Source organism: Burkholderia sp. 572 (genome assembly GCF_040545135.1).
GTDB classification, from domain to species: Bacteria; Pseudomonadota; Gammaproteobacteria; order Burkholderiales; family Burkholderiaceae; genus Burkholderia; species Burkholderia cepacia.
Window position 1 is genome coordinate 1 of the sequence record NZ_JBEPLH010000045.1, and the last position, 13,761, is coordinate 13,761.

The 13,761-nt window shown below is 65.6% G+C and carries 13 protein-coding genes; 8 read left to right on the top strand and 5 right to left on the bottom strand.

Annotated elements, in window-relative coordinates; genetic code table 11:
- The 7 genes from ABIC51_RS40020 to hutC all read left to right on the top strand — a co-directional run.
- A partial coding sequence (locus tag ABIC51_RS40020; protein ID WP_354007085.1) for a DoxX family protein occupies positions 1-321 on the top strand: 321 nt, incomplete at its 5' end.
- Between the two features lie 859 nt (positions 322-1,180).
- Positions 1,181-2,071, top strand: a complete 891-nt coding sequence (locus ABIC51_RS40030; protein ID WP_217445044.1) for a transporter substrate-binding domain-containing protein — start codon at positions 1,181-1,183, stop codon at positions 2,069-2,071.
- A gap of 92 nt (positions 2,072-2,163) precedes the next feature.
- Entirely contained in the window at positions 2,164-2,886 is a 723-nt protein-coding gene (locus tag ABIC51_RS40035) for an ABC transporter permease (RefSeq protein ID WP_027792649.1), read from the top strand.
- A 12-nt stretch (positions 2,887-2,898) separates the two neighbouring features.
- The gene (locus ABIC51_RS40040; protein WP_027792650.1) at positions 2,899-3,645 is read left to right on the top strand and encodes an ABC transporter permease; all 747 of its coding nucleotides are present in this window, start codon (positions 2,899-2,901) and stop codon (positions 3,643-3,645) included.
- A 27-nt stretch (positions 3,646-3,672) separates the two neighbouring features.
- Positions 3,673-4,464: an ABC transporter ATP-binding protein gene (locus tag ABIC51_RS40045; protein WP_021158296.1), complete on the top strand. Its 792-nt coding sequence runs from the start codon at positions 3,673-3,675 to the stop codon at positions 4,462-4,464.
- Between the two features lie 7 nt (positions 4,465-4,471).
- Entirely contained in the window at positions 4,472-5,965 is a 1,494-nt protein-coding gene (locus tag ABIC51_RS40050; protein WP_027792651.1) for an HAL/PAL/TAL family ammonia-lyase, read from the top strand.
- Between the two features lie 64 nt (positions 5,966-6,029).
- The gene (gene hutC / locus ABIC51_RS40055; protein ID WP_027792652.1) at positions 6,030-6,785 is read left to right on the top strand and encodes a histidine utilization transcriptional repressor HutC; all 756 of its coding nucleotides are present in this window, start codon (positions 6,030-6,032) and stop codon (positions 6,783-6,785) included.
- Positions 6,786-6,946: 161 nt separating this feature from the next.
- On the opposite strand, the gene ABIC51_RS40060 is transcribed toward hutC, so the two are convergent.
- The 5 genes from ABIC51_RS40060 to ABIC51_RS40080 form a co-directional block, all read right to left on the bottom strand.
- Positions 6,947-7,693 carry an SDR family NAD(P)-dependent oxidoreductase gene (locus ABIC51_RS40060; protein WP_060196817.1) on the bottom strand — a complete coding sequence of 249 codons (747 nt, stop codon included), beginning with the start codon at positions 7,691-7,693 and terminating at the stop codon, positions 6,947-6,949.
- 159 nt (positions 7,694-7,852) lie between these two features.
- Positions 7,853-8,494 (bottom strand): HD domain-containing protein, encoded by a 642-nt coding sequence (locus ABIC51_RS40065; protein ID WP_354007086.1) that lies wholly within the window; start codon positions 8,492-8,494, stop codon positions 7,853-7,855.
- A 66-nt stretch (positions 8,495-8,560) separates the two neighbouring features.
- On the bottom strand, positions 8,561-10,030 hold the full coding sequence (locus ABIC51_RS40070) for a catalase (RefSeq protein ID WP_027792655.1): 1,470 nt from the start codon (positions 10,028-10,030) through the stop codon (positions 8,561-8,563).
- A 354-nt stretch (positions 10,031-10,384) separates the two neighbouring features.
- Positions 10,385-11,317, bottom strand: a complete 933-nt coding sequence (locus ABIC51_RS40075) for a helix-turn-helix domain-containing protein (RefSeq protein ID WP_354007087.1) — start codon at positions 11,315-11,317, stop codon at positions 10,385-10,387.
- A gap of 236 nt (positions 11,318-11,553) precedes the next feature.
- Positions 11,554-13,020 (bottom strand): efflux transporter outer membrane subunit, encoded by a 1,467-nt coding sequence (locus ABIC51_RS40080; protein WP_354007088.1) that lies wholly within the window; start codon positions 13,018-13,020, stop codon positions 11,554-11,556.
- Between the two features lie 96 nt (positions 13,021-13,116).
- Between ABIC51_RS40080 and ABIC51_RS40085 the strand changes: the two genes are divergently transcribed.
- On the top strand, positions 13,117-13,734 hold the full coding sequence (locus tag ABIC51_RS40085; protein ID WP_060196825.1) for a TetR/AcrR family transcriptional regulator: 618 nt from the start codon (positions 13,117-13,119) through the stop codon (positions 13,732-13,734).
- The last annotated feature ends 27 nt before the right edge of the window (positions 13,735-13,761 follow it).

Here is a 13,761-nt window from a genome sequence, read left to right on the forward strand (position 1 = left end):
ATGCACTTCGACGCAGCAATCGCGGAGCAGGCGCATTTCGGTTTGCACCCGCCCGCGTTGTGGGCTGCACTGGCGGTCGTCGTCGAGATCGGCGGTTCGCTTTGCATCGTGTTCCGCCGCTTCACGTGGCTCGGCGCCGGCGGCCTCGGCATGCTGACGCTCGTCGCGATGGCGGTGGCGAACGACTTCTGGAACCAGACGGGCGCCGCGCGTTTCATGGCGCTCAACAGCTTTTTCGAGCATCTCGGGCTGATCGCGGCACTCGTCCTCGTCACGATGCTCGGCGACGTTCGAAGCGGGGAAGGGGACGGACGAAGCTGATCGTCTGCTGTCCAGACGATTGCAGCAGGAAGGAGCGGCGATCACGAAGCACGTTCGCTCGACATGCCCGGCGCCGATGTGGGCGGGCGGTTTCCGCGCCGCACGCACGGCGTTCGCGGCGTGGCCGAAATCCGTCGCCATACCGGCGCCGACGCTCGCGGTCGGGCCGCATGACGACACGGCGCACGTGTACGCGGCGCCCGCCCGAAGAATTCGACCGTTTCACCGACAGCTTCGCCGCCACGTACGGCGGCAGCAAGTCGAAGCAGGGGCGTGTTCCAGAAAACGCCGAAGTATGGTCAGACCATTTCCCGGCTCGTCTTCACGCCGTGCCGCGCGATTTCGGTACTTGCCAATATGTGGGAAACGCCGTGCATCCGGCACTGACGTCAGCAACGGGGCACGCCCCCACCCGAACACCGGCCCATCGGCCGCACTGATCCCATTGCAGGCTGCGCAAGCGGCCACGATCCAGGCCTGCCTTCCTGATGACCGACAGCGCAAGCGGCGCCACGGTTCATCGATCCCGGCCAAACCAGCGCCCGAAACAATCGATCGAGCATGAACCGGCGTTCCGGTCAGTGCCCCGATTTGCGCGAGGTCGAGTTGCCCGCCGCCGCATGTCGCGCGGCAAGCGTCGAGTGAGCGAATTCAAAATTTGTCTAGTCATCCTGGCGATTTGTCCATTCATATTGCACCAAACGTGTGCCCGAATTCCCCGCAAAGAGGCGCGTCAGAGCCCCGTATTTAGGGGATTTCCCGCGTTTACGCGGTTTTTTTTGATCAACGCTTGTCCGGCCGTTTTTCTTCTTGCATGCTTGTATAGACAAATTCCTGAGGCGTCTTGCAGACCGAAGGGATGACGAACTTCAACGCAAGGAGAAATCTCGTGAACGGCAAGCGCATCAAGTGGGCAATCAGGACGATCGGCGCGATCGCGGCGGCTGCGGCAACCCTCGCCGCGCCGGTGCAGGCAAAGGAGTGGAAGACGGTGACGGTGGCGCTCGAAGGCGGCTACGCGCCGTGGAACCTCACGCTGCCGGGCGGCAAGCTCGGCGGCTTCGAACCGGAGCTGCTCGCCAACGTGTGCGAGCGGATCAAGGTCCAGTGCAACATGGTCGCGCAGGACTGGGACGGGATGATTCCGGGCCTGCAGGCCGGCAAGTTCGACATCCTGATGGATGCGATCTCGATCACGCCGGAGCGCGAGAAGATCCTGCTGTTCTCGCGTCCGTATGCGGCCACGCCCGCGACGTTCGCGGTCACCGATACGAAGATCCTGCCGAAGGCCGCGCCCGGCGCGCCGATCGTCAAGCTGACCGGCGACGCGAATGCGGACAAGGCAACCGTCGATGCGCTGCGCAAGCAGTTGAAGGGCAAGACGATCGGCATCCAGTCGGGCACCGTCTATACGAAGTTCATCAACGACGGCTTCAAGGACATCGCGTCGATCCGCGTATACAAGACGTCGCCCGAGCGCGATCTCGACCTCGTCGCCGGTCGCATCGACGCATCGTTCGACGACGTCACGTACTACGCGGCGAACACCGGTAAGAAGGAGAACGCGTCGATCGTGCTCGCGGGCCCGAAGCTCGGCGGCCCGATCTGGGGGCCGGGCGAGGGCCTCGCGTTCCGCAAGCAGGATGCCGACCTGAAGACGAAGTTCGATGCGGCGATCGGCGCGGCACTCGCGGACGGCACCGTGAAGAAACTCGCCGACAAGTGGTTCAAGACCGACGTCACGCCGTAAGTACACGCGCGGCCGCCGCTGCATGAGCGACCCGACGGTCGCGCAGCGGCGCGCATCCTGCCGATCCACTCAACGCTTGCCGGGAGGCACGCATGGCCATCCTTGAAATGCTGGGCTTCGGAACCGAAGGCTGGGGCGGCGTCCTGCTGCTCGCGGCGCTGATGACGATCGCGCTGACGCTCGCCGCGCTCGCGGTCGGTGCCGTGATCGGCGCCGGCATCGCAGCCGCGAAACTGTCGCGCCACCGCAGCGCGCGCGTGTTCGGCGACCTCTACACGACGGTGTTTCGCGGCGTGCCCGAACTGCTCGTGATCTACCTGTTCTATTTCGGCGGCTCGACGCTCGTCACGACCGTCGGCCAGTGGTTCGGCGCGGAAGGTTTCATCGGCGTGCCGCCGTTCGTGATCGGCGCGCTGGCGGTCGGGATGATCTCGGGCGCGTACCAGGCCGAGGTGTATCGCGCGGCCGTACTGGCCGTGTCGAAGGGCGAGCTCGAAGCGGCGCGCTCGATCGGCATGCCGCGAAGCATGGTGCTGCGCCGCATCCTGATTCCGCAGGTGCTGCGTTTCGCGCTGCCCGGCATCGGCAACGTGTGGCAACTGAGCCTCAAGGATTCCGCGCTGATCTCGGTCACCGGGCTCGCCGAGCTGCTGCGCACCAGCCAGATCGCCGCGAACTCGACGCACCAGTATTTCGTGTTCTTCGTCGCGGGCGGGGCGCTCTATCTCGTGATGACGGGCCTGTCGAACCGCGTGTTCAACCGGGCGGAAGCGATCGTCGGCCGCTCGTTCCGCCGCAATTTCGCACGCAACTGACGGAGCGATCGCATGTCCATCGATTTCGACTTTCTCCTCGACACGCTGCGCCAGCTGCTCGCGGCCGTGCCGACCACGCTCGGCCTGTTCTTCGCATCGCTCGTGCTCGGCGGCCTGCTGTCGCTCGTCATCGTCACGATGCGCGTGTCGCCGCACTGGCTGCCGAACCGCTTCGCGCGTGCGTACATCCTCGTGTTTCGCGGCTCGCCGCTGCTGATCCAGATGTTCCTCGTGTACTACGGGCTCGGCCAGTTCGGCGTGATCCGCGAGAGCTTCATGTGGCCGCTGCTGCGCGAACCGTATGTGTGCGCGGTGCTGTCCCTCGCGCTGTGCACGGCCGGCTATACGGCCGAAATCCTGCGCGGCGGCTTGATGGCCGTGCCGGTCGGGCAGATCGAGGCCGGTTATTCGATCGGCCTCTCGGGCTTCGCGCTGCTGCGTCGCGTGATCGGCCCGATCGCGCTGCGCCAGTGCCTGCCCGCGTATTCGACCGAAGCCGTGCTGCTCGTCAAGTCGACCGCGCTGGCGAGCCTCGTCACCGTGTGGGAAGTGACGGGCGTCGCGCAGCAGATCATTCAACAGACCTACCGGACGACCGAGGTGTTCGTGTGCGCGGCCCTCATCTACCTGGGCCTGAACTTCATTGTCGTGCGCGTGCTCGGCGCGCTCGAATGGCGGCTGTCGGGCCACCTGCGCGCGCCGAAGCAGACCGGCGCGCCGGCCGCGGCCGCGCGCGACGCCCGGCGCGTCGCGTCCTGAGCGCATCCATCCTTCCAGGAGAATCCGATGAACACCGCTGCTCCCGTTGCCCTGTCGGTCAGGAACATCCACAAGTCGTTCGGCGATCATCACGTGCTGAAGGGCATTTCGCTCGACGCGCACGAAGGCGACGTGATCTCGATCCTCGGCGCGAGCGGCTCGGGCAAGAGCACGTTCCTGCGCTGCCTGAACCTGCTCGAAACGCCCGACGACGGCACTGTCGCGCTCGCCGGCGAGGAACTGAAGATGAAGCGCGCGCGCGACGGCAAGCTGCAGCCGGGCGACCGGCGCCAGGTCGACCGGATCCGCTCGCAGCTCGGGATGGTGTTCCAGAACTTCAACCTGTGGTCGCACATGACGGTGCTCGACAACCTCGTCGAAGGTCCGCTGCGCGTGCAGAAGCGCAGTCGCGCCGAAGCGGTCGAGGAAGCCGAGGCGCTCCTCGCGCGCGTCGGCCTCGCGGACAAGCGCGGCTACTATCCGGCGCACCTGTCCGGCGGCCAGCAGCAGCGCGTCGCGATCGCCCGTGCGCTCGCGATGCATCCGAAGGTGATGCTGTTCGACGAACCGACGTCGGCGCTCGATCCGGAACTGGTCGGCGAGGTGCTGCGCGTGATGCGTTCGCTCGCCGAGGAAGGGCGCACGATGCTGGTCGTCACGCATGAAATGGGTTTCGCACGGCACGTGTCGAATCGCGTGATGTTCCTGCATCAGGGCGAGGTCGACTCCGACGGCACGCCCGGCGACCTGTTCGGCGGCCAGTGCTCGGAGCGCTTCCGGCAGTTCGTGTCGAGCCATCACGACCGCGCCGCGAACTGAGGCCATCATGACCGTATTCCGTTCGGCAAGGCCGCTCGACTGGCGGCAGATCGCGGAGGTGGCCGCCGGCGAACCGCTGGCGCTCACGGACGAAGCGCGCGTGCGTGTCGCCGTGGCACGCGAGCTCGTCGATGAAATCGTCGCGCGCGGCATCCGCGCGTACGGCGTCAACACCGGCGTCGGCGCGCTGTGCAACGTGATCGTGTCGCCGGCGCAGCAGAGCACGCTGTCGCGCAACATCCTGATGAGCCACGCGGTCGGCGTCGGCGCGCCTCTCGGCGCGGCGGAAACGCGCGCGATCATCGCGGCGGCGATCAACAATTACGCGCACGGGCATTCCGGCGTGCGCGCCGATGTCGTCGACCAGCTCGTCGCGCTGCTTGAACACGATTGCCTGCCGGAGGTGCCGGCGCACGGGTCGGTCGGGTATCTGACACATATGGCGCACGTCGCGCTCGTCTGCATCGGTCACGGCCATGCGCGCCACCGCGGCGAGCGGATGCGCGGCGACGAAGCGTTGCGCCGCATCGGCCGCGAGCCGCTGGTGCTCGGTGCGAAGGAGGGGCTGAGCCTCGTCAACGGCACGCCGTGCGTGACGGGGCTGGCCGCGCTCGCGCTCGCCCGCGCGGAGCGGCTGCTCGACTGGGCCGACTGGGTCGCGGCGATGAGCTTCGAGAACCTCGGCGGACAGCTGGCCTCCTTCGATCCGGCATCGCTCGCGCTACGCGTTTCGCCCGGCATCGGGCAGGTCGGCGCACGGCTGCGCGCGCTGCTCGCCGACAGCGGGATGCTCGGCGCGGCGAGCGGCCGGCATACGCAGGATCCGCTCAGCCTGCGCACGATTCCGCATGTGCACGGCGCGGCACGCGACGTATTCGCCGTGACGGCGGAAGTGGTCGATCGCGAACTGGCGTCCGTCACCGACAACCCGATCGTCGCCGGCACGCGCGACGAACCGGCCGTCCATTCGCAGGCGCATGCGGTCGGCGCCGGCATTGCGCTCGCGATGGACAGCCTCGCGGCCGCGATGGCACAGGTCGCGGCGATCGCCGAACGGCGTCTCGACCGTCTCGTCAATCCGCTCGTCAGCGGGCTGCCGGCGTTTCTCGCGACGCCGGGCGGCACGTGTTCCGGCTTCATGATCGCGCAGTACACGGCAGTCGCCCTCGTCGCGCAGAACCAGCGGCTCGCGGCGCCCGCGAGCCTCGACGGCGGCATCACGTCGGGGCTGCAGGAAGATCACCTGTGCCATGCAACGCCGGCGGCGCTGAAGGCGCTCGACATCATCGAGAACACGACGCGCGTGCTCGCGATCGAGATGCTGGCGGCCGCGCAGGCGTACGATCTGCAGGCGAACGGCGCGGCGCGGGCCGCGCCCACCGATACGTTGTGGCGCCACGTGCGCGAACGCGTGCCCGCGTACCAGGACGACCGGCCGCTCGCTGACGACATCGCGATCGCGACCGGCATCGTCGCGGGGATGCCGCCGCCGGTGCTGTGACGTCGGGCGACGGGGGGCTGTGGCGGGTTATCTGGACATCTAATAATCATTCGGGCGAGGGCGCATGAACCATACGGAACGACACCTTTCCGCCGGGCTGGCGGTCGCGTCGGGCGACGACGTGCCGGCGCGCGCGCTGCCGGCCTACCAGCAGATCAAGCGCTACGTCGTCGAGCGGATCGCGAAAGGCGACTGGAAACCCGGCGGGGCGATTCCGACCGAAGCCGAACTGGTCAAGGAGTTCGGCGTCGCGCGGATGACGGTGTCGCGTGCGCTGCGCGAGCTGACCGCCGAGCGCGTGCTGACCCGCATCCAGGGCGCGGGCACGTTCGTCGAACGGCGGCATTACGAATCGACGGTGCTGGAGATCCGCAACATCGCGGACGAGATCGCGGAGCGCGGCCATCGGCACAGCGGGCGCGTGCTGCTGCTCGAAAGCAGCGACGATACGGAGGCGATCGAAGCGCTCGGGCTGCGCTCGGGGCCGGTGTTTCATTCGCGTATCGTGCATTACGAGGACGACGAGCCGATCCAGTTCGAGGATCGCTACGTGAACCCGGCGCTGTTTCCCGCGTATCTGGAACAGGACTTCACGGTCGAGACGCCGAATCACTATATGGTGCGGCTCGCGCCGATCCAGCGCGCGGAGTTCCGGATCTATGCGCAGAAGCCCGATGCGCAGGTGCGCCGGCACCTGGTGATGGAAATCGGCGAGCCGTGCTTGTTGCTCCGGCGGCGGACCTGGGTCGGTGAACAGGTCGCGACGTCGGTGCGGTTGTGGCATCCGGCGTCGCGGTTTCATTTGGCGGGGAGGGTGTAGGGGGCGGCCGGGGTTAGCCGGAAAGTGTGCCGGTTACCAAACCGTATCGTTGGCAGACTCACGCGGCAACCCGCTGAACCGCGGGCGATCCGGAACGACCGTCACCTTTCTGTTTGTCGATGTCGAGGCCGACGGTACGCCCGCGGTTTCGCGAACCTGCGTCAGCGCATGCCGCCACTGGCGACGATGTGCTCGCCCGTCAGCCACTTTGCGTCGTCGGAAGCGAGGAAAACCGCAATCGATGCGACGTCGTCCGGTCTGCCCACGCGCCCGAGCGGCGTCTGGCTGACCGCCGAATGCTCGAACTCCGATCCGATCACCCCGGCGCTTTGCGCGCCTTCGGTCACGATCACGCCCGGATTGATCGTGTTCACGCGAATTCCTCGTGGCCCGAGTTCACGTGCGAGCGCGCCAGTGATGGAATCCACCGCGCCTTTCGTGCCGCTGTAGACGGCGGTCGTCGCCGGTGTGAGCGTCGAGACGACCGAGCTGACATTGATGATGCTGGCGCCTTCGCCGAGGTGCTGGACGGCGGCCTGTGTCGTGAGCAGGACCCCGAGCACGTTGATGTCGAACTGCCTGCGGTATTGCGCTTCCGTGAACGCTTCGATCGGTGCGAACTCGTAGACGCCCGAGTTGTTGACGAGGATGTCGAGGCGGCCGTACGTTTCGATCGCCGCATCGACGATGCCTTTCGCGTCGGCCGCCTTCGACACGTCGCCGCCCACGGCAACGGCTTTCCCACCGGCCGTGGTGATGGCGGACACGACGTCGTCCGCGCCGGCCTTGCTGCTTGCGTAGTTCACGACGACCGACGCGCCCTCTGCCGCGAGCGCCTTGGCGATGGCGGCGCCGATACCCTTCGACGCACCGGTTACAACGGCCACTTTCCCTGCAAGCTTGCCCATGATGTTCACCTCAGTGTGAATGATTCCGTTGATGGACACCGGCCTGCCGTCTCGCACGATGCGATCGCCGGTGTTTTCTGCCTATGCGGACCTGCATGCGGTCGCGATCGGTTGGCGCGGCGCGACTGGCCGGGCATCGATGCGCGGGACACGGCATCGTCAACCCGGCCATGCCGAATTGCGGATGACGGAACAGAAGTTTCCCCGATGGAAATGAGGCTCCTTGTCGGCGATCACGTCGGCTTTCACGTTGCCGAACGTGGTCTCCGGTTTGTGCTTGATGCCGTTGTAGAACGCCTGAATGATCTCTTCCTTGAAGTGCGGCGGGCGCGGATGCGCACGCGTGGCGGCTTCGCGTTCCTCGTGCGAGAACGCGTGGTACGAAAGTCCGAGCACATCCATCTCGACCCCGGCGGTCACCAGTGCGACAACCGGGTGCATATGGCGCGGAATGCCGGGCGTGGTATGCAGCGCAATGGCCGTCCAGACGAGGTCGATGTCGGCCGCGGTGATGCCCCGGCCCGAGAGAAACTCGCGGGCCGCATTGGCTCCGTCGACTTCGAAGCGCTCGGTGGCGCTGCTGTACGCACCGGTGAGGCCGATGTCATGGAACATGGCGCCCGCGTACAACAGTTCCGGATCGAATTTCAGGCCGCGGCGCGCGCCCTCCAGGGCGCCGAACAAATAGACGCGGCTCGAATGATGAAAGAGCAGCGGGGTGGACGTGTCGCGCACGAACTCGGTGATTTCCCGCGCAAGCTGACTGTCGGGCACGGCGACATCCTGAATGACCTGCGACATGACGGTTCTCCATCGAAATGTGAGCGGACGCTGGCGTCGTGGCGGACGCCGCACGCGAATGGCCGGCTACTTCGTGGCAGTCGTTGCCCCGATTCTTGCCAGCGCCTCGCGAACGCCCGCGCCGTACTCGGGATCGGCCTTCGCGCAATTGAGGATGTGGCGCTCCTGGATATGCGCGTGGACGGAGGCCATCTGGCGAGCGGTGTTATCGAACAGCAAGTGTTGTTGCGCCTGACTCATCAGGCGAAACAGATTTCCGGGCTGCGCGAAGTGATCGACGTCCACGCGATGGTCCCAATGTGCGGCATCGCCTTCGATCCGCAGCGGCGGCTCGTGAAGGTCGGGCCGTACTTCCCACTCGCCGGAACTGTTCGGGTAGTAGGACGGTGTGCCGCCGAGGTTGTCGTCGGTGCGCATGGCGCCGTCGCGGTGGTAGCTGTGGAAGGGGCACTTCGGCGCATTGACGGGAATGTGATTGAAGTTCACGCCCAGCCGATAACGTTGCGTGTCGCCATAAGAGAACAGCCGCGCCTGCAGCATCTTGTCCGGCGAAAAGCCGATGCCGGGCACGACGTTCGCGGGCGAAAACGCCGCCTGCTCGACCTCGGCGAAGTAGTTGCCCGGGTTGCGGTTCAATTCGAGCACACCTGCCTCGATCAACGGGAAATCGCTTTTCGGCCAGACCTTGGTCAGGTCGAACGGGTTGAACGGCAGTGCCCTGGCCTCGTCGTCGTTCATCACCTGAATGAAGAGGGTCCAGCGCGGGAAGTCGCCGCGTTCGATGCTTTCGTAAAGGTCGCGGCCATGCGTTTCGCGATCCTTGCCCACGAGCTGTTCGGCTTCGCCGTCGGTCAGATTCGCGATGCCTTGCTGCGTACGGAAGTGGAATTTCACCCACGTCCGCCGATTGTCGGCATCGACGAGGCTGAACGTATGGCTGCCGAATCCATGCATGTGGCGATAGCTGCGGGGTATGCCCCTGTCGCTCATGACGATCGTGACCTGGTGAAGCGCTTCCGGCAGGAGCGTCCAGAAGTCCCAGTTGCTGTTTGCGCTGCGCAGTCCCGTGCGCGGGTCGCGCTTGATCGCGTGGTTGAGATCGGGAAACCGCAGCGGGTCACGGAAAAAGAATACGGGCGTGTTGTTGCCCACGATGTCCCAGTTCCCTTCTTCCGTATAGAACTTCACTGCGAAGCCGCGGATGTCGCGCTCGGCATCCGCGGCGCCGCGCTCGCCGGCGACGGTCGAAAAGCGCATGAATACCGGCGTTGCCTTGCCGATTTCCGAAAAGAGTTTCGCCTTGGTGTAGCGCGTGATGTCGTGCGTCACCGTGAATACGCCGTGCGCGCCCGATCCTTTGGCGTGCATGCGTCGTTCGGGAATGACCTCGCGGTCGAAGTGCGCGAGTTTCTCGATGAGCCAGATATCCTGCAGCAGCGCGGGACCGCGCGGGCCGGCCGTTTCGATGTTCAGATTGTCGGCAACGGGTGCACCCGTTGCGTGATCAAGACGCGTAGACGTATCGCGATTCTTCATGCGTCGACTCCAGGAGGGTTGGGCGGACCGGCGCAGCGCCATGCCGTTCCGGGCTGGCGACCGCGCGAGGCTTGACGGGCAAATCAACGTGCTATCTCGGCAGGTGCGCCGAAATGAAACGGCCGGACCGCGATGGCCACCCGTTCAACGAGTGACGAGCCACGGAGGTATCGACGAGTCGATGTGAGAGAAGCGTACCTGCGGGGTGACCGCGCGATCTTGTATAAAACAACGATTCGTTGGACGATTCGCGGGTGACCGTCGCATACCGGGGGGCAGTGGCTGAATTCGGATCAGGAGGCGGCGGATCGAGCTGACACATGCGCCGCCCGTGACGTTTGCACCTGTCCGGTGCTATCGGTTCCGCTGCGCCCAGTCTTTCGGCCCGCATCCCTCGAGACGCGAGAACACGCGCGAAAAATGACTCTGGTCGAAAAATCCGCAGTCCGACGCGATGCTGGCCAGGCTCGCATCGGTTGCCCGCAACAGCGATTTCGCGCGCTCGATACGGCGCTTGAGCAGCCACTGATGGGGCGTGCTGCCGGTGGTCTGCTTGAAGGCTTCGCCGAAGTAGCTGGTGGAGAGATTGCACTCGCGTGCGAGATCGGCGATCGACGGATTGTCGTGCAGGTGGGACGCGAAATAATCCTCGATGCGCCGCATCTGCCAAGGAGCGAGTCCGGAGCGGCGTGGCCGGAGCACCGGATCGGCTCGGCCATAGCGTGTGACGACGTGTTCGCAAAACGCCAGCGCGAGGTAATCGATGAACAGCGCACTCGTCAGGTCGGGCTGCTGCAGGACCGTCTGCAGCATATGCGACAGACTGAACAGCACCGGGTCGCTGGCGCCGAGATGCGGCTGCACGAGTCCTCCTATGCGCCGGCGCCGCTTTTGATCGGTGAACTCCTCGATCGCACCCTGGGCCAGATAGAGCCGCATGGTATCGAACGGCATGTCGAGACGGCGCGTCGGGCTCGCGCGCAGGTCGAGCAGATAACAGCTGCCGGGGCTGCTCGATGCGGAAGCATCGAGGTTGCCGCTTGAATAACGGAGGCCGGGATCGGGGCCGAGTATCAGCGGCATCTGGAAGACAAAGGCTTCCTCCGGTTGCGGCGTGAGCGAGCGCCCCGGTTGAGGCCGCGGGTTGATCAACCGGGTGAACGAGATCGGTTGCCCGTGGGAGAAAACGCCGGCCCGTACGGTGGGCGCATCTCGCAGGAGAAACCGTCTGGCGAGCGTGTCGTCTGCAACGGGTTGCCCGAAATCGACAGGATCCTTGTCGTTCATTCATCGCGCCCTGGAGTGCGCCCGTTCGGGCGTGGTGTGCCTTTACCCGACGGCGTGTTCAAACGAAATCTGGCCCAATTTAGCGCAATTCGATGACGGCCGCGCGATGGGTGCTGTGACGCGCGAGACGCTGTCCGATTGCGGGCGCGACGCGCACTGCAATGGCGCGGTACGCACTCGCGCGAACCCGGAAAGTGCGCGGGTTTCGTTGCGCGCGCCAATGCTGGGCGGCTTCGTCAGCGTGAAGTCAGCGACGTCTGCCCGACGTGCGATGCCGGATCCCAGCCGCCGCCGAGTGCCTTGAACGTCGAGATCGCCGCACGCGCGGATTCCGTTTGCGCTTGCGCACGCGCGTCGGCGGCCTGGAGCAGCGTCTCGTTGGCGTGCAATACGTCGATGAAACTCGCCGCACCGCTGCGGTACGCGGTCATCGACGCATCCTTGGCGCGGGAAAACGACGACTCGGCATGCGACAGCGTGGCCGCCTGCGCCTGTCGGTTCACCAATGACGAGAGCGAGTTTTCGACGTCCTCGGACGCGCGGAGCACGGCCTGCCGATAGGCCGCGAGCGCTTGCGCGTCGGCGCCTTTCGCCGCTTCGACATCGGCGCCGATGCGCACGAAATCGAACAGGCGCCAGCGCAGCCCGACGAGGCCGGCCGCCTGGTTGGCGCCGCCCGAGAACAACGTGCCGGTGGCGGCGGAGGTCGCGCTGCCGAGGAAGGCGTTCAGCGAGACCGTCGGGTAGTACTCGCCGATCGCGGCGCCAATGCGCGCATTGGCCGCAGCGAGGTGACGTTCGGCGGCGATCAGGTCGGGACGTCTTTGCAGCAGATCGGCTGGCGTGCCCATTTCCGCGAGCGACGGCGCAACGGGGATCAGGGACGGCGGGCTCAACTCCGCGCGGTGCGTGCCGGGAGGGGAGCCGATCATCACGTCGAGGGCGTTCGACGCTGCATCGAGCGCCGCGAGCAGGACGGGCACGCCGGCCTGAACCTGGTCGAGCGCACCCTGCGCCTGCTGAACCTGATAGTCGGCCGCCGCGCCTTTCGAATACAGGAGTTTCACGTCCGCGAGAAGCGCCTGCTGCGTCTGCACCTGCCGGGTCGCGATGTCCAGACGGGCCTGGAGCCCCCGGATCGTGACGTAAATGTCCGCGGTCTGGGCCGCGACGGCAAGGCGAGTGGCGACCGCCGCCGCCTGCGTCGCCGAGTAATCGGCGAGCGCGGCTTCACGCTGACGGCGCAGACCGCCGAAGATGTCGATCTCCCAACCGGCCTCCAGGTTGGTTTCGTACTCGGTGCCCCAGCGCGAGTAACCCGGCGTGGCATTGAGCAATTGTCCCAGCGGCGTGTCGACGGACTGATAGGCGCGTGCGGCCGACGCGGAAACCGAGGCCGACGGAAGAAGCGCCGCGTTGGCCGTGCCGAGGCGCGCACGCGCCTGAGTAATTTGCGCAACGGCCTGGGCCAGGTCCAGGTTCTGCGCCAGCGCCCGCGAAACGTAACGCGTGAGCAGCGGGTCGTTGAAGCTTTCCCACCACGCGGACAGATCGGCAACCGGAGCCTTTGCCGTGCCGGCGGGCGGCTGGGTCATGTAGTGCTGCGCCAGCGGCGCATCCGGGCGGTGGTAGTCGGGACCCACGGCGCACGCCGAGAGGGCGGCGACGCTGGTCAGGAGAACAAGTGAACGGTGCAGGGGCATGATCATTTCGGGAGCGCAACGGTGAGCGGATATTGTGACCAATATACAATATGGTCACACGTTGTCAACTCGCGAGTGAGGGGCTAAGCTTGAGACATGAACAAACCGACTCCCTCCGCCTCCCCGTCCCGCGGCCCCTCGGACCACGAAGTTCGCGCCCAGATCGTCGACGCCGCAACGGAATACTTCAGCCGCTACGGCTACGAAAAGACCACCGTTTCCGACCTTGCGAAGGAAATCGGGTTTTCAAAAGCCTATATCTACAAATTCTTCGATTCCAAACAGGCGATCGGTCAAGTCATCTGCGCGAATCGCCTCGCCGCGATGATCACCGCCGTCAAGGAAAACATCGACGGCGTACACAGTGCGACGGAAAAATTTCGCCGTATGTTCAAGACCTTGCTTTCATCCGGAAGCGAGCTCTTCTTCCAGGATCGCAAGCTTTACGACATCGCCGCCGTGTCGGCCGCATCACCCTGGCCATCGGTCCAGGGTTATGAGGACCAGATCCGGCAACTCGTCGCCGAGATCCTGCGGCTCGGGCGCGAAACCGGCGAATTCGAACGCAAGACCCCGCAGGACGAGGCGGTGAACGCGATCTTCCTGGTGATGAAGCCCTATTTCAATCCGCTGCTGCTCCAGTACAACCTCGAGGGCGCGGAAGAGGCGACGACCCAACTTGCGAACCTGGTACTCAGAAGTCTCGCTCCATGAATCTTGTTGTGACTGTTGACTGAATTG